General features: G+C 73.2%; 13 protein-coding genes. 5 read left to right on the plus strand and 8 right to left on the minus strand.

Annotation, left to right across the window (positions count from 1 at the left end):
* The first annotated feature begins 54 nt into the window (after positions 1-54).
* Both ACFWIS_RS07165 and ACFWIS_RS07170 read left to right on the plus strand, forming a co-directional pair.
* A complete protein-coding gene (locus tag ACFWIS_RS07165) occupies positions 55-1,653 on the plus strand; it encodes a hypothetical protein (RefSeq protein WP_380451506.1) in 1,599 nt (532 codons plus the stop codon).
* Between the two features lie 96 nt (positions 1,654-1,749).
* Positions 1,750-3,168, plus strand: coding sequence for a hypothetical protein (locus ACFWIS_RS07170; RefSeq protein ID WP_380451508.1), 1,419 nt, complete (start codon positions 1,750-1,752; stop codon positions 3,166-3,168).
* A 97-nt stretch (positions 3,169-3,265) separates the two neighbouring features.
* On the opposite strand, the gene ACFWIS_RS07175 is transcribed toward ACFWIS_RS07170, so the two are convergent.
* The gene (locus tag ACFWIS_RS07175; protein WP_380451510.1) at positions 3,266-4,495 is read right to left on the minus strand and encodes a serine hydrolase domain-containing protein; all 1,230 of its coding nucleotides are present in this window, start codon (positions 4,493-4,495) and stop codon (positions 3,266-3,268) included.
* 263 nt (positions 4,496-4,758) lie between these two features.
* Between ACFWIS_RS07175 and ACFWIS_RS07180 the strand changes: the two genes are divergently transcribed.
* A complete protein-coding gene (locus ACFWIS_RS07180; protein ID WP_380451512.1) occupies positions 4,759-5,541 on the plus strand; it encodes a MarR family transcriptional regulator in 783 nt (260 codons plus the stop codon).
* Between the two features lie 29 nt (positions 5,542-5,570).
* Here ACFWIS_RS07180 and ACFWIS_RS07185 read toward each other — a convergent pair whose 3' ends face one another.
* Positions 5,571-6,539, minus strand: coding sequence for a helix-turn-helix transcriptional regulator (locus ACFWIS_RS07185; RefSeq protein ID WP_380451514.1), 969 nt, complete (start codon positions 6,537-6,539; stop codon positions 5,571-5,573).
* 540 nt (positions 6,540-7,079) lie between these two features.
* On the opposite strand from ACFWIS_RS07185, the gene ACFWIS_RS07190 reads away from it, so the two are divergent.
* Both ACFWIS_RS07190 and ACFWIS_RS07195 read left to right on the plus strand, forming a co-directional pair.
* Positions 7,080-8,408, plus strand: a complete 1,329-nt coding sequence (locus ACFWIS_RS07190; protein ID WP_380451515.1) for a Cys-Gln thioester bond-forming surface protein — start codon at positions 7,080-7,082, stop codon at positions 8,406-8,408.
* Between the two features lie 145 nt (positions 8,409-8,553).
* Positions 8,554-9,345, plus strand: a complete 792-nt coding sequence (locus ACFWIS_RS07195; RefSeq protein WP_380451517.1) for a serine hydrolase — start codon at positions 8,554-8,556, stop codon at positions 9,343-9,345.
* Here the strand turns inward: ACFWIS_RS07195 and ACFWIS_RS07200 are convergent.
* The 6 genes from ACFWIS_RS07200 to ACFWIS_RS07225 all read right to left on the minus strand — a co-directional run bounded on the left by ACFWIS_RS07200 (position 9,302) and on the right by ACFWIS_RS07225 (position 16,145).
* The gene (locus ACFWIS_RS07200) at positions 9,302-10,375 is read right to left on the minus strand and encodes an aminotransferase class I/II-fold pyridoxal phosphate-dependent enzyme (protein ID WP_380451519.1); all 1,074 of its coding nucleotides are present in this window, start codon (positions 10,373-10,375) and stop codon (positions 9,302-9,304) included. The two genes, ACFWIS_RS07195 and ACFWIS_RS07200, sit on opposite strands and share 44 nt — an antisense overlap.
* Positions 10,376-10,471: 96 nt before the next feature.
* On the minus strand, positions 10,472-11,605 hold the full coding sequence (locus tag ACFWIS_RS07205; RefSeq protein WP_380451521.1) for an FAD-dependent monooxygenase: 1,134 nt from the start codon (positions 11,603-11,605) through the stop codon (positions 10,472-10,474).
* Between the two features lie 21 nt (positions 11,606-11,626).
* Positions 11,627-12,214, minus strand: coding sequence for an ATP/GTP-binding protein (locus ACFWIS_RS07210; RefSeq protein WP_380451523.1), 588 nt, complete (start codon positions 12,212-12,214; stop codon positions 11,627-11,629).
* Between the two features lie 3 nt (positions 12,215-12,217).
* A complete protein-coding gene (locus ACFWIS_RS07215) occupies positions 12,218-12,583 on the minus strand; it encodes a DUF742 domain-containing protein (RefSeq protein WP_380451653.1) in 366 nt (121 codons plus the stop codon).
* 107 nt (positions 12,584-12,690) lie between these two features.
* Complete coding sequence (locus ACFWIS_RS07220) at positions 12,691-13,137, minus strand: roadblock/LC7 domain-containing protein (RefSeq protein ID WP_380451525.1); 447 nt, start codon at positions 13,135-13,137, stop codon at positions 12,691-12,693.
* Positions 13,134-16,145 carry a nitrate- and nitrite sensing domain-containing protein gene (locus ACFWIS_RS07225; RefSeq protein ID WP_380451527.1) on the minus strand — a complete coding sequence of 1,004 codons (3,012 nt, stop codon included), beginning with the start codon at positions 16,143-16,145 and terminating at the stop codon, positions 13,134-13,136. The genes ACFWIS_RS07220 and ACFWIS_RS07225 overlap by 4 nt, the downstream gene beginning before the upstream one ends.
* Positions 16,146-16,387: the final 242 nt, after the last annotated feature.

Below are 16,387 nucleotides of genomic sequence, written 5' to 3' on the forward strand. Positions count from 1 at the left end.
CTCGGAGTGAGCTGTCTTCGACAAACTTATTCCTCGTCAGTAACATGACGCCGCGTGTTCAAACCCTCGATAGGCAGGGCCGCGCCCGCAGCCCTGCTCACCCTCATCCTCGCCGGAACGGCCGCGTGCGGGCCCACCGGCTCCGGCAGCACCGCTCCGCAGGCCGCCGTCGAACCGGCCGCCGCCACCAGCACCGCCGACACCGGCGCGACTACCGCCGGGGGCAGCCCGGCGGGCGGCGCGCCCGCCTCCGGCGCCCCGCGCGCCCGGGCCGGCACCCCCGCCTCCGGCCGTCCGACCCCGGGCGGCGGCAACAGCGGCAACGTCACGGTCGCCCCGGCCGACGACCAGCAGGCCGCCATCGGCAGCCCCGGCAAGGACGGCGGCGCGGTCACGGCCGCGACCAAGGCGCTCCAACTCACCGCGTACGACCCGGGGAAGGGCACGGCCGTCCTGACGGCCTCGGGCCCGGATGCCGCGCCGACGGCGGCCCCGAGCGCCTCTCCGACCGGCGTCCCGAGCGCCGCGCCGACCACTGTTCCGAGCGCCGTCCCGAGCGCGAGCGCCACGGGCGCGGGCGCGGGCACGACCGCCGCCGCCGTCCAGCCCGGCCAGCTGATCGCCAGCCCGCCCACCGCCGCAGCACCGCAGGGCGCGCTGGTCGCCGTCACCGGCGTCAACCCGGGCGCGGGCAGCTCGGTCAACCTGACCACCCGCCCGGCCACCCTCTCCGAACTCCTCGGCGGCACCGAGGCGGACGGCCAGGTGCCGATCGACGTGCACGGCATCAAGGTGACCCCGCTGGTCAAGGACCTCAAGGCCACCGCCGGCATCGACGGCAACGGCGTGAAGGCCGACGCCTCCGGCACCCTGGAGGTCGACGTCAAGGCCCCGGTCCCGCTGCCCCAGGGCGCGAGCCTGGACGCCTCCGGCTCCCTGCAGCTGCACCCGGCCGTCCACTTCGCCTACCACGGCGCCCAGGCCGGCAGCCCGCGCACCGCCTCCGTCGGCTTCGACCTGGGCGCCCAGGCGCACTGGAAGGTCACCGGCGACGTCGCCCGCAACACCGGCGCGGCCCCGATCCGCGTCCCCTTCGCCAAGCTGCAGGCCAGCCCGGTGCTGACGGTCGCGGGCCTGCCCGTGGTGGTCAACCTCGGCCTCACCTGCTACCTGGAGGTCAGCGCCGACGGCCAGGTCCACCTGGAGACCGAGCAGGACGCCACCGGCACCTGGGCCGTGCGCGCCGACTACACCGGCGGCAAGGGCTGGACCCCGACCACCAGCGCGGACACCAAGGTCTCCCCGGTGCACGTCCGCCTCGACGGCAAGGCCTCGGTGCGGGCCGCCCTCGGCGTCGAGGCCAGCGTCGGCCTGTACGACACCGTCGGCGTCGAGGCCACCGTCGCCCCCTACCTGAGCGCCAAGGCCGACGGCTCCCTCGCCGTTGACCTCCCCGGCAACACGCCGCAGCTCCACGGAAGTTGGGCCCTGGTCGGCGGCGTCGACCTGAACGGCGCACTGACCGCCCACCTGAAGGTCTTCGGCACCCCGATCATCGAGGGCAAGCTCCCCCTCCCGCCCTTCCACAAGGAATGGCCGCTCCTCACCGGCTCGGCCACCCTTCCCGCCGCCCCGAAGCCCACCAAGAGCTGACCCCCACCAGGAAGACCCCGGCCGATCCGCTCGGCCGGGGTCTTCCCTTTGCCCGCCTCCGGCTTGCATGCTGGTGCCCGCGGGCAGCCTGACGGGGTGGGGATGGGCGGGAAGGGCGACACTCACAACGAGATCAGCCACAACGAGGTCAGCAATTCGACGATCCGCAGCCTGATCCAGGCGAACAGGGTCGTTCAGGTGATCGTCAAAGGGCCACTGGTGGTGCTGACGGTGGTGATGGCCCTGGTCACGGCCGGGGCGACGTACCTGGTGCTGAGGGCCGGCGGGGACACCGGGCCGCAGCTCAGCGCACGCTACGAACTGGGCGACCCGGCCGTCGACATCCCGACGATCGTGCCCGGCACACTCTCGCCGACCGACTTCCCGGTCTCGGTCACCGACTGCGTGCCCGCCCGGGCGTGGCTGCACGGGCGGGGCGGCGTCGACGTGGGCACCTCCCGACTGGTGGTCGAAGCGACCGGCGGCAAGGGGCACGTCGTCGCCATCGAATCGCTGCGGGCCGTGGTCGTCGCGACCGCTCCGGATCCGCTGACCGGTACGACCGCCCACTGCCACCATGAAGGAGTCGGGAGCAAGGTGGACCTCGGCGTCGACCTGGATTCCCCGGGTCGCGAGGCCTTGATCGGGTCGAACGACGGAAGCCTGTCCTACGCGCCGTTCTTCAGCGGCAAGTACCTCTATCTGGAGGACCAGAAGCCCGAGTTGATCAACCTGTCCGTCATCTCGGCCCGCAAGACCTACGACTACGTCCTCGCTGTCGAGGGTACGGTGGACGGCAAGCGCCGGACGTGGACGCTGAAGGATGGTGACCGGCCGTTCCGGGTCACCGGATCCCGTGACGATTACGGCGTCGACCTGCGCAGCGCCGGCCACAGTTGGGCGACCGACTACCGGCGGCGCACCGACGGCCCGACCCGCTGCAATCCGTGCCAGAACGACGACCACAGCATCGTTCCGGGCACCACGGTGCCCGGTGCGCCCACCGACCCGGCGCCGGATCCGACGGCCGCTCCCGCGACCCGGCCGGGCACCCAGCCGGCGCCGCCGGCCCTGGCCCCCGACGACGCGGAGTCCGTCGCCCTCGCCTGGGCGGTCGCGGCCAACAGTCTCGACGTCAAGCGGGACGCCGCCGCACCGGCTGTGCTGCCGAGGCTGCGGAAGTACCTGACGCCGGCCTTCGCCGCCTCGACAGCCACGACCGGAGGCCTGCCGGGAGCCGGCCGCACGGCTTGGCCTGCGGAGGCGATCCGGCACCAGGCGAGGTCGGAGGTGACCGGCGTCCTGGTCACTCCGACCGATCCGCACGCCGGTCCTGACGCGCTGCGGCAGGAGGTCGTGAAGGTGCACGCCAGTGTCGAGGTCAGCTGCCACGCGGACGACGGATGGTCCTGGTCCGGCGACGGCCCGTACGACGGGGAGCTGGTGCTCCGGCGCCAGTCCGGCGGCGGCTACCTGGTGGACGCCTTCCAACCCGGGTGGGGTCAACTCCTTTAGGGCGTTCGCCAGTAGGTCCTCGAAGCCCACGAATCCGATGACCTACTGGCGAACGCCCTTGGCCCTTCGTGAGGGTGGGCCGGGGTGGGACGGTGGGTCAGTCCTCGATCGCCTGGTAGAGCGTGGTCCAGAAGTCGTGGATCAGCCGCGCCGAGTTCGGCACGGACATCCCGGTCTGGGTGAGCAGGAGGCCGACCAGGCCGTGCTGCGGATCGGCGTAGGTCGAGGTGCCGCTGCCGCCGTCCCAGCCGAACTGGCCGATGGGGGCGTAGTCGCCGCGGTAGGTGCGGACCGCCATGCCGAAGCCCCACCCGCCGTGCTGGCCCTGGCCGTAGGAGAGGTGGACGTTGTCGCCGGCCAGGGCGCGGCGGGCGGCGGTCTGCTCGGGCGTCATGCGGTTGGTGGTCATCAGCCGGACGGCGGGCCGGGACAGGATCCGCTCGCCCGCGTGGGTGCCGTGGTTCAGCAGCATCCGGAAGTAGGCGTGGTAGTCGTCGACGGTGGAGGCCAGCCCGCCACCGCCACCGGGGAACGCCGGGGGCTTGCTCCAGCGCCCGGTCGCGGGTTCGTCCCACACGGTGAACGCGCCGGTCTGCGGGTCGGGGGCGTAGAGGGGCGGCAGCCGGTCGATCTTGTCGGCGGGCACGTGGAAGCCGGTGTCCGCCATGCCCAGCGGGTCGAAGATCCGCTCGCGCAGGAAGGACTCGAACGGCTGCCCCGTGACCCGTGCGACGAGCACGCCGAGGAGGTCGCTGGCGATGTGGTACTGCCACTGTTCGCCGGGCTGGTGCATCAGTGGAAGGGTGCCGAGGCGGCGGAGCCACTCGTCCGGTTCGGGCATCGGCGTCGGCAGGTCGGGGGTGAGCCCCTGCTCGAAGACCGCGTTCATGATCGGGGTGCCCAGCGAGGTCAGATCCATGCCGAGCCCGAAGGTGCTGGTCAGTACGTCTCGTACGGTGATCGGCCGCTTGGCCGGCACGGTGTCGTCCAACGGGCCGTCGATCCGCTTCAGCACCCGCCGGTCGGCGAGCTCCGGCAGCCACTGCTCCACCGGGTCGTCCAGCCGTAGCCCGCACTCGTCCAGCAGGACCATCGCGGCCGCCACCGAGACCGGCTTGGACGTCGAGGCCATCCGGAAGACCGTGTCCCGGCGCATCGGCGCACCGCCGTCGTGGCTCATCGTCCCGACCGCTTCGACGTGGGTCTCGTCGCCGCGGCTGACCAGGGCGACGACCCCCGGGATTCGACCGGAGTCCACGTGCCGCGCCAGCACGTCGCGCACCTTGCGCAGGCCTGCCTCGGTGAAGCGGCCGTTGTTGGTTGCCATCCTGGATCTCCCCCTGAGTGAGTGTTCGGGAATCTCTGAACGCTCTCGAAGCTACATTGCGTTCAGTGAATCGTCAACGTTGATGGAGTGGCCCAAATCCTGTTTTCTGCTGGGAAATTGGCTATGCATTGCAATGACTGTGGTGCTGAATGCAATGGTCGGCGCGGGCAGTGCATTGCAATGGGCTGGAGGTGAATGCATACTGCCGGTCGTGGAGTGCGCGGATCGGATCGGATCGGATCGGAAGGGGAGGGGCCGAGGCGATGCCCGGAGGCAGGCTCACCGGCGAGGACCGTCGGCTGATCGCGGAAGGGCTGGCGGAGGGGCTCGGTTTCGCCGGGATCGGCCGACGGCTCGGGCGGCCCGCGTCGACCGTCATGCGGGAGGTCACCCGCAACGGCGGGTCCGAGGGGTACCGGGCGGACCGGGCCGAGGAGGCCGCCCGGCACCGTGCGCGGCGCCGGAAGCGGGACCGGCTCCCGGCGTCGACCGTTCCCGGGGGCGGCGACGGCGGCGACGGCGGCGACGGCGACGGCGACGGGCGGGACCCCGGGGAGGTGCAGGAGTTCACGGAGTTCTTCACGCTCCTGCTCGAACAGCAGGGGCTGCCCAGGATGGCCGCCAGGGTGCTGGTCTGCCTGTACGTCACCGATTCCGGTGCCGTCACCGCCGCCGACCTGGTCCGGCGGCTGCGGGTCAGCCCGGCGTCGGTCTCCTCCGCCGTGGGTTTCCTCGAACAGCAGGGCATGGTCCGGCGCGAGCGGACGCCCGGTGAACGCCGCGAGCGCTACGTCATGGACGACGACATCTGGCGGCGCTCCACCCTCGCCGCGCTGCGGATGAACGACGCCCTGATCACGGCCTCGCGGCGCGGCGCGGCGGTCCTCGGCGCCGCGACTCCGGCGGGCGCCCGCTTCGGGGCCTCCGCGGAGTTCCTCCTGATCATGGGCGAGGCCCTCCGGCAGGCGATGGACCGGTGGCAGCGGCGAACGGCTTCCGGCGAGCCGGGCCGGGCCTCCGGCGAGGGGGACGGGGCCTCCGGCTGACCGGCCCGGCCCGGCCCGACCCGGCCCGGTCAGATCCAGTTCCGGTCGCGGGCCGCCAGGGCGGCCTGGAAGCGGTTCGGTACGTCGAGCCGGCGCATCAGGGCCGCGACGTGGCCGCGGTAGGTGCGCAGCGACATGTCCAGGGCTCGGGCGCCGGCCTCGTCCTTGTCGACGCGGGCCATGGTCCGCAGAACCGCCCGTTCGATCTCGTTCGGCGGTTCCTCGCCGACGCCGCAGGACCGCTCCCAGTGGTGCTCGAACAGGGACAACAGGTGCGACAGCAGTCCGGGGTGGCGGATGATCAGGGCGCCCCTGGTGATGTCGTGGGGGTGGGTGGCCACCAGGGCGGTTCTTCGGTCGAAGATCACCATGCGTTCCAGTGGGTCGGCCGTGCCGCGCACCTGGGCGCCCTGCTCGGCGAGTTCGGCGGCGAAGCGGTTGATCCGCCGGCGGTCGAGTGCGCTGCGGTGCAGGATGGTCCGCATCCGCAGTCCGCGCCGCAGGTACTTCAGGTCGGAGCTGCGGACCGAGTCGAGGGCGGCGGCGATGATCGGCCCCGGGTGGGTGGTCAGCCGCTCCTCGCGGGCGAAGAACGACAACTCGTCCACACACGCCACCACTTGGTCGATCCCTTCGACCTGTTGGAGGTCGCGGGCCGGCGCTCGCTGCCCGGTGCGCTGGTCCTCCAGCAGGCGGTCCACCAGGTGGCGCGTGGAGACGACCTGCCGGATCTCCTCCTGGAGCCCGTCGAGCCGGCGGCGGGCCAGCCCTTCGACGGCTGCCCGTGGATCGACGCCGGTGAACGCGGACCGGCCGTCCGGGGCGGTCAGCAGGCCCAGCTCCAGAAGCCGGGCGACGGCGGCCCCGGCGCTGTCCTGGTCGAGTCCGCAGCCGAGCGAGATCGCCGGGAGCCCGATGCCGGGTGAGCGCAGGACCAGCCGGTAGACCGACTCCTCCAGCTTGTCCACGCCCAGTACCGCCAATGCGTTGCCTTCCATGCGGCCCCCGGGAGACGTCGAAGTGAAAGCGACGGCCCGGGTCGGGTCGCCGCTCGACAGAGATCGTGCAACGGCTGCCGGGGGCTCCCCAGGGGTCCTCCGCCCCGACCGGGCGGGACCAACGTCCCGTGGCTGCAGGAAGTTGCGCCCGGCAGGTGCAGGCAGTGGCGCCGGGAACGGGGTCCGGGCCGGCCCGGGCGCCAGTAGGTTTGTTCGTGTCCGCAGCGACAAGGTCGCTGCCACTCGGTGCAGTTGCCCGGGGCCGGGGCGGGTCCGGGGGCGGGTCGCCGGGGCGGGAGGGGGTTCCGGCGGCGCGCGGCCTCGGGGGTGGACCCGGCTCTCCGGGGCTGACCCCGACGGCCCATAGGTCAGACCTATGAGCTGATAGGTCGACCGCCCCTACCGATGGCGGTTCGCGCTGCGAAGGGTGGACGGACAAAGCCATCGATCCGTTCGAAACCGGGGCCAAAGGTCCTGGAGCTCACACAGGAGAAAGAGCCGGCAGTGAAGTGGAAATGTGCAAGGCGCACGGCAACCGCCGTGCTGGCGACCGGGGTTCTGACGGGCGGCGGGCTCGCGCCGTCGGTGGCCGCCGCCGCGGACGGCGGCGCCGGTGGTACCGGTGGTGACGGGGGGACCGTCATCACGGCGGCGGAAATCATCGGGCTGGGCGACTACATCCGGTTCAGCGACAAGAAGGACGACGGCGCCATCGGCGGCCTGATCAAGGCCACGACCGCTGACGGCGGCGTCCTGTTCGTGTACTGCCTCGACAGCGGGGCCGCTGTGGTGCCGGGCTCGGCCTACCACGAGGCCGGCCGGTCCGACGTGCCCACGCTGAAGGGCAACCCCGATGCGGGGAAGGTCTCCTGGATCCTGCAGCACGGGTACCCGGCGGTCACCGAGGGCGAGCTCGGCGAACTGGTCGGCGGCAAGCTCTCCAAGGAGCGTGCGGCCGGCGCGACCCAGGCCGCCATCTGGCGCATCACCAACCATGTCACGGGGGTCCCGTTCGACTCGGTCGGCGCCAAGGTCGCCGACTACCTCGCGGCGCACGCGGTCGACGAGCCCGAGCCGGGTGCTTCGCTCTCCCTCGCTCCCGGCGCGGTGACCGGGGAGGCCGGGTCGGTGCTCGGCCCGATCGGGATCACCTCCACGGGTGAGCCGGTGGGCGCGTCGCTCGACCCCGCGGCGGCCGCGGCGGGCGTGGTGCTGACCGACGGGGAGGGGAAGGTCCTCTCCGACGGCAGCGGCAAGCTGACCCGGCCCACGAAGAACGGTGACGCGCTCTTCGTGAAGGCCCCGGCCGGGTCGCCGGCGGGCAGTGCGACCGTCACGGCGACGGCCTCGGTCCCGGCGTCGGCGGGCCGGGCGATGGTCAGCCGGGACAGCCAGGCGCTCCTCCTGGCGAGCGCTGACGCCAGTCTCGCCACCACCGCGACCGCGAAGGCGAGTTGGACGGCCGGTGGAGCCTCTCCGTCGCCCACCGCCACCCCGACCGGAACGGCGAGTCCGACCGCGCAGCCGAGCCCGTCGACCTCGCCGACCGCAACGGGTGGGCCGACCGCAACGGGTGAGCCGACCACCCCGGGGGGCTCCGCCTCCCCGAGCGGCTCGGCGAACCCGAACCCGAACCCGAACCCGGACCCGAACCCGAAGCCGACCGCGACCCCGGGTGACACATCGAGCCCGTCGGCCGTACCGAACCCGGGTGCCGAGCCCTCCGGTGGCACCGGGGGTGCGCTGGCCGCCACCGGGGCCGGGGGCGGCGTCCGGATCGCCGCCGGCGCCGGCGCGGGGCTGCTCCTGGCCGGCGGTGTCCTGGTCCTGCTCCACGAGCGGCGCCGTCGCCGCCGCAGCGGAGCCTGAGCCGAGCGCGGACAGGAGTGCCGTGGCCGGTGGGGGCCGCGGACGGGGGAGCCGCGCACGGGTGAGGAGTGGGAAGTCGGTGCGGCCGACTTCCCACTCCTCGGTGTTTCACCGTCACCCGCGCTGGATGCCCTACCCTTCCGCCATGCTGTCTGTGGTGGTGGCCCCCTGGGAGGGCGATGCCGAGCCGGTGTTCCTGCGCGCGCCGGACGAACTGCACGATGCCGCGAGCACGATGAAGGTGGCCGTGCTCGCCGCGCTGGTGCGCGGTGGGACGAACCTGGACGCCGAGGTGCCGGTGGTGAACCGGTTCGAGTCCGTCGTGGGTGGCGATTTCGGCAACGATCCCGACTGGGACAGCGATCCGCTGCCCTGGGAGCTGCTGGGCACCCACGTGCCGCTGCGCCTGCTCGCCGAGCGGATGATCACCCATTCCTCGAACCTCGCCACCAACCTCTGCCTGGCCCGAACCGATCAGCGGGCCGTCGCCGAGGTGTGGCGCCGGGCGGGCGCCACCCGCAGCGCCACGCCTCGCGGGATCGAGGACTACGCGGCGCGCGACGCGGGCGTGCACAACCGGGTGAGCGCCCGCGACCTCGTACGCCTCCTCCGTTCCCTGGCCGGCGAACCGGAGCTGCTGGCCCTCCTCGAACGCAACGACTTCCGGGTGGACCTCGCGGCCGGTCTCCCGCCGAGCACCCGGATCGCGTTCAAGAACGGCTGGTTCCCCGGCGTCCGGCACTCCGTCGGGCTGGTCCACCCGTACGACTGCCCGCCGTACCTGATCGCCGTCTGCTACACCGGCCCGCTCGCCGACGGCACCGACCGCACCGATCCGGCGGCCCGGTTGCTGGCCCGCATCTCGGCGGCGGTCTGGATCCGGCGGGCCGAGATCACCTCGCGAGCGCCCGAAGTCCCTCCAGCGCGGGTTCGTTGAGCAGGTTGATCCTCACGAAGCCGTCGTGCCCGGTGAGTTCGAAGTGCCGCTGGTCGAGGGCGAGCAACCGCTCGGCGGGCGCGGCCGGGTGGGCGAACAGGAAGTAGCCGGTCTCCATCGGCGTGCCGGCCCGCAGCGCGCCGCCTTCCAGCAGGCGCCGGTGGTTGGCCCGGATGTGGTCGACCAGCCGCCGGTTGCCCTCGCCGTCCAGCATCAGATCGGCCGCCCGGTGGGCGAACAGGCGGTCGGCGACCGTGACGTCCCCGTGCAGGTTGATGTGCAGTTCGGCCAGCGAGTCCCGCAGGCCCTCGGGCACGAGCAGGTGGGCGCAGCGGTAGCCGTGGATCGACAGGTACTTGGTGGGGCAGACCAGCCGCAGGGTGAGCTCGGCGGGCAGTGTGGCGCTCTTCTCCCGCCGTGAGCCGTCCCAGCGCAGGTACTGGAAGGTGCCGTCCACGAACACCAGCGACCCGGTGGCCCGTTGCCACTGCCCGATCCGCTTCAGCACCTCCGCGGGGACGGGCTGCCCGGCGTACCAGAGCGGGTCGGTGAGCAGCAGCACCGTCCGCTCCTGGGGCAACTCCGGCGCGAAGCCGTGCTCGTGGGCGTGCTGCTCGCTCACCCGCACCGGCTCGATGCCGAACTTCCGGAAGAAGTAGGCGAACTTGTAGTAGACGGGCGGCAGGTAGTGCACCCGCCGGGTCCCGTTCAGGTGCAGCCAGGTGCAGAAGGTCGCGAGCGCGCTGCTGGACCCGCCGGTCGGGATCACCTGGCCTGGTCCGTACTCCACCTCGTCCCAACTGCCGTGCATTCGCGCGATCTTGGAGCGCAGTGCGCGGTCCTCGTCGATCGCCGAGTAGCGGGTGACGTCCCCGAGCCGGAACGGCGGGGTGTCGGCGAGCGGGCCCAGGTAGTCGGCCACGAACGGGTGTCCGCCGTTGTAGTCCGAGACGAACAGCCGTCCGCCCGGCGTCAGCCGCTCGCGCTCCACGGCCTCGTGCAGGGCGAGCATGCGGAACAGGGACGGCACCGTACCTCCTGCGGCAGGCGATCAGGTGCTCGCCAGCCTGCAACGCGGTCCCGCGCGGGTGCAACCCGCGCGGGACCGTTGGCGTGAAAACCGCCCTCAGTACGGCTGGACGAGCACGTGGGCGGCGCCCGGGACGCCGATCTTCAGCAGCTCGTCCTCCTCCGCCGTGGTGGGCGTGCCGGTCTCCTGCTTGAGGACGGCGCGGGACAGCGACTGCACCCACATGGCGCGCGGGCGGCGGCGGGCCTCCCAGGCGGTGAGTGCGGCCGGGACGTCCTCGGCGGCGTCCAGACTCTCGGCCAGGACGAGCGCGTCCTCGACGGCCATCGCGGCGCCCTGGGCGAGGTGGGGGGTGGAGGCGTGGGCGGCGTCGCCGGCCAGGACGATGCGGCCGACGTGCCAGGGCTCCTCGACGGTGACCTGGGAGATCCGGGAGTAGACCACCGCGGCCGGGTCGGTGACCTGGGCGAGGGCCTCGGCGATGGGGCCGCCGAAGCCGGCCAGGCGTTCCCGCAGCTGCTCGTGGGCGGTGGACGGGTCCGGGCGGAAGTCCTCGGCCTCGGCGAACACCGAGCCCAGGTACATGAGTTCCGCGCTGATCGGGGTGAGCAGCGCCTTGGCCCTGAGGTTGCCGGCCGACATCACCACGCCCTGGACCTCGGGCGAACGCGGCAGGGTGACGCGCCAGTTGGCGAAGCCGGTGTACTCGGGGGCGTACGTGTCGCCGTACAGGTGCCGGCGCAGCGGGGAGCCGATGCCGTCGAAGCCGACGACCAGGTCGTAGCGGCCGTGGTGGCCGTCGCCGAGGGTGACGTCGACCCCGGTGCCGTCGTCCTTCACCGAGGCGATGGTGGTGCCGAAGCGCAGCACGGCACCGGCCGAGGTGGCGGCGTCGGCCAGCACCCGGGCCAGGGCGGGGCGGGGTATGCCGTTGTTGGAGGGGGCGTCGCCCATCCGGGGCTGGGGGATCCGGGCGACGGTGGTGCCGGCCGGGTCGCAGATGGTCAGCACCTCCCATTCGAAGCCGGCGGCGAGGCACTCGTCGAGCACGCCGATCTCGCGCATCACGTGGAGGGCGTTGGACGGCTGGATGATGCCGACGCCGAGGGCCTCCAGCCGGTCGCGCAGTTCGGCGACCTCGACCTGGTGGCCGCGCCGGGCGAGGGCGGTGGCGAGGGTGAGGCCGCCGATGCCGCCGCCGTGGACGAGGACGCGAAGGGGGGTGGTCATGTAGGGCGCTCCGGGGGAGGTTCAGCCGACGGGGGCGGCGGCGAGGTCCATCAGGTGGTCGACCAGGGCGAGCAGCAGGTCGCGGCCGAAGCCGCGCTCGCGGACGTCGCCGATCAGCATCGGGACCTGCGGGTCGAGGTCGAGGGCGGCCCGGATCTCGTCCGGGGTGCGGGTGTTGTGGCTGTGGAAGCAGTTGATCGCGACGACGAACGGGATGCCCCGGCTCTCGAAGAAGTCGATCGAGGCGAAGCTGGTGTCCAGCCGCCGGGTGTCGGCGATGACGATCCCGCCGAGGGCGCCGTTGACCAGGTCGTTCCACATGAACCAGAAACGTTCCTGCCCGGGGGTGCCGAACAGGTAGACCACCAGCTCGGGGCTGACGGTGATCCGGCCGAAGTCCAGGGCGACGGTGGTGGTGTCCTTCTGGTCGACGCCGGCCAGGTCGTCGACGCCGACGCTGGCCGTGGTCAGGTACTCCTCGGTGCGCAGCGGGGTGACCTCGCTGACCGAGCCGACCAGGGTGGTCTTGCCGACGCCGAAGCCGCCGGCGATGAGGATCTTGACCGCGGCGGGGGCGGCAACGGGGGTGGCGGAGTGGGGTGTTGCCATGGCTTAGAGCCTCCGGAGTCCTTCACGTACGGCCGTGAGCAGGCCGAGGTCCACGTCCCCGGCGGCGCGGGCCACCGAGAGCGGGGCCCGGGCCTTCAGCAGGCCCTGGGCGACGAGGTCGCCCAGCAGGATCTTGGTGACCGAGACCGGGAGGTCCAGGCCGGCCGCGACCTCGGCGACGGCCGCCGGGCGGCGGCAGCGGTCGAGGATCAGCCGGTGCTCGGGCTGGAGGCCGCGGGCACCGGCGCGACTGCCCCGCGCCAGGGCCGCGTCGGCCTCGTCCTCGGCCGTGGTGAGCACGGTGATGAGGGTGAGGTCGTCGCGCTCGGGCGCGGTCCGGCCGCGGGTGATGGTGTACGGGCGGACCATGACGCCGGTCTCGTCCTCGGCGTCGGGTTCCTCCAGTTCGCTCCAGTGCGGCACCCGGCCGCGCGCCCAGGCGTCGTCGCCCTCGTCGCGGTACGGGCCCACCCCGGTCAGCTCCGGCTCCGGGTGGCGAAGGCGTCGAAGGACGCGGGGGCGCCCTCGGCGCGGGCCGGGGTGGTGAGCTTCTGGCCGACCTGCTGGACGAGGGTGTGCATCGCGACGGACATCACCTCGGCGTCCACCTCCTGGGAGGCGACCACGGCCAGGTGGGTGCCCTGGGCGGCGGCGATGACGAACAGCCAGCACTCGGCGAGCTCGACGATGACCTGGTGGACCGGCCCGCCGTCGAAGAGCTGGCCGACGCCCCGGGCGAGCGACTGCTGACCGGTGGCCACGGCGGCGAGGCGCTCGGCGTCGGCCCGCTCGATGGTGCGGGAGTGACTGACCACGAGGCCGTCGTCGGAGAGCAGGACGGCGTTGCGGGTCCCGGGCACCGAGTCGACGAGTCCGTCCAGCAGCCAGTCCAGATCCTGGTGGGTGGCGATCGTGCGGTTCATGACTGGTCATCCGTTCGTGTGGTTCGGGGTTCCGCGGCCGGCAGGGCCCAGGGGGAGGGCGCGGACGCGGAGGCGGGGGGACCGGCGGGCAGTGCGGGGGGAGCCGGCGGGGTGGCGGCCGGGGGCAGCGGGTGCTCGCCGCTGTCCTGGGCGCGGGCGGCACGGGACTGGCGCTGGAAGGCACCGATGGCGGCGCCGGAGCGCCGGACCGGCCGCTGGACGGGGTCGGCGGCCGCGGTGGCGTCCACCGGGCCGGCGGGCTGCCCGGCGGTCGGGTCGACCCACTGCGGGCGGGTCGGCGGCGGCACCCGCAGCTCGGCGGCCAGGCTGGCCTGCCGGACGCGCTGCGGCAGCGGCGGCTGCCCGCCCTCGACCGGGCTCACCGGTACGGCGGAGGGGTACTCCCGCCCGCGTCGCCGCTCGGCCAGCCGGTAGTGGTCGGCCGGGCGGTACTGCTCGTCGGCGTACGGGGCCTCGGCCTCGGTGACCCGGGCGTAGGCGATGTCCGGGTAGGCCGGGGCCTCCGGCGCGGGGGTGGCGGCGGGTGCGCCGCCGTGGGCCTCGGCCGGGGTGGCGGCGTAGCCGGGCGGCGGGTCGGCGGGGGAGTTGTGCTGGATCGGCTGCTCGGCGGGGCCGGGCTGGTAGGGCTGCGGGTACGGCTGCGGGTGCGACTGCTCGTACGGCTGCTCGTACGGCTGGGCCGGCACCGGCTGCGCCGGGAACGCCGGTTCCTGGAATCCCGGTTCCTGGAATCCCGGTTCCTGGAACACCGCGGCCACGCACTGGGCGTGCGCGGCCTGCCCGGCCGGCCCGAGCGCCTGCCCCGCCGGTACGGCCGCCCCGGCGGGCCCGACCGCCCCGAAGGAGTCCACCGGCGCCATCGGCGGCCCGACCGGCTGGTGCGTCTCGTCGGCGGCGGAGCGCAGCGCCCGGCGCGAGCGGCGGACCAGCGGGATGGGCTCGACCGGCGCGGCGTCCGGCAGCCCGGTGTCGCCGTCGATGACCAGCTCGTCCGGGACGAGCACGACCACCCGGGTGCCGCCGAAGGCCGACGGCCGGAACTCGATCTTCAGTCCGGTCAGCGCGGCCAGCCGGGCGACCACGTAGAAGCCGAGCCGGATGTCGTCGGCCCGGGCCAGCACGTCGGTGCGCGGCGGGCGGCTCATCAGTTCGTTGGCGGCGTCGTACTGTTCCGGGTCCATGCCGAGGCCGCGGTCCTCGATCTCGACGGCGAGCCCGCGGCCGACCATGGCGGCCCGGACCTCCACCGGGGTCGGCGGTTTGGAGAAGGTGGTGGCGTTCTCCATCAGCTCGGCGAGCACGTGGGCGACCGGCCCGACGGCCCGCTCGGAGAGCCACGGGTGACCCTCGACGTCGATCATGATCCGGCGGTAGTCCTGCACCTCGCCCTGGGCGGAGCGCAGCACGTCCAGCAGCGGTACGGGCTTGCGCCAGCGCCGCTGCGGCTGGCCGCCGGCCATGATGACGAGGTTCTCCTCGTAGCGGCGCAGGCGGGCGGTGAGGTGGTCGAGGTCGAACAGGCCCTCCAGGACCTCCGGGTCCTCGTGCTTGCGCTCCAGCTCGTCGAGCTTGCGCAGCTGGCGGCCGATCAGCAGCTGGGTGCGGCGGGCGATGCGCTGGAGGAGGCGTTCGAAGCCCCGGTGCTGGGCGGCCTGCCGGACGGCGGCCTCCAGGGCGGCGGAGCGGGCCAGGTTGAGGGCCTGGCCGAGGCGGGCGAGTTCGTCGGTGCCGTTGCCGTGTTCGCCGGTGGTGACGGCGCGGCTCTCGGCCTCGGCGTCGACCTGCTCGCCGCGGCCGAGGCGGTCGACCACCGCGGGCAGGGTTCGCTCCATCTCCTCGGCCTGGGTCTGGAGGTCCTTGATCCGGCGGCGCAGCGAGCGGCTGATCCGCCAGGCGGCGATGACGACCGCGACGACGGCGATCAGGCCGACGACCGCGGTGAGCACCACGCGGGTGAGCAGGCTGAGGATGGTCCCCTTGCCGACCTCGACGATGGCGCTGGTGCGGGCCTCGATGTTCTTGACCAGCTGCGGGTTGAGCTGGTCGACGGCCTGGCGCCACTGGTCCTGGGCGGCCGGCAGTCTGACGGTGCCGTTGGAGTCGGCGGCGACCGGCCGGGTGAGCTGCTGCTCGACGGCGGCCTTGGCCTGCCAGGCGGGGCTGTTCATCAGGTCGTGCCAGCCGGCCGCCTCGCCCTCGGGGATGTACGGGAGGACCTGGACGGTGAACAGGTGGTCCTGGGCGCCGATCAGCTGCTGGACCTGCTGGTAGTCGGCGGTGCTGAGCCGCCCGGTGGTCCAGCCGCGGGCCAGCAGGGCGTCCTCGCGGGCCAGCATCTCCTTGGCCCAGAAGGTGTTGACCAGCGTCTTGGACACCCAGGTGACCTCGCCCGCGTCGACGTGGCTGAGCGCGGTGAACAGCCGCAGGTCGACGGCGATCAGGTCGGTGTAGTACGTGAAGACGGTCTGCTGGTCGACCGAGCCCTTGTCGACGGCGGCGCGTTCCTCGGCGAGCTTGCCCATGGCCTGCCGGGCTTCGGCGACGGCGCTGCGGACGTCGTCCGGGGCGTCGTCGGCGGTCTCGCCGGACAGGGCCTGGAACTGGCGGACCGCGTCATCGGTCAACTGCCGCTGGTGGCGCAGTTGGTCGGTGTTGCTGCCGGGCCGGGCGAGCGCGTCGGCGCTGAGCCGGCGCTCCTCCTGGAGGTTGTAGTAGACGATGTTGGACGGCTGGCCGGCCTTCTGGGCGAGCATGCCCTGGGCGGCCTGGCGCTGGAAGTCGAAGACGGTCTCACCGCTGGTGACCGCCCAGAGGGCGACCAGGGCGAGGCTGGGGACGACGGCCAGGACGAGTAGTGCCGCCCGCAGGGACAGGCGTGGACGCCTGCGGGGGGCCTTCGGCGTCGGGGGCCGCCGATTCGCACGCGCGCGCAGAGCAGACTCCTTGGGGCTGGCGGCCGGCCGGTGAGGGGCGGGCCGTCCGGGCACGGGCTTTTGACGAAGCGATACTAGTCATATCGTGTGATTGGAGTGAAAGCCCGTTCGCCACCTGGGCGGTGCTTGTGCACCAGGCGGACACAATGTCACTCGCACGTTGACCGTTCGTTCTCGAAGCAGCCTGCTCCGGTCATGCCTGACACAGTGTCGGGGTGGCCTGGAACCACTGGATGGCCGCTGTGTGAAGACTGTGTGACGCCCCCTCCGGAGATCTCGCCGGAGGGGGCGTACGG

It is taken from the genome of Kitasatospora sp. NPDC127060 (assembly GCF_042724935.1).
GTDB lineage: Bacteria > Actinomycetota > Actinomycetes > Streptomycetales > Streptomycetaceae > Kitasatospora.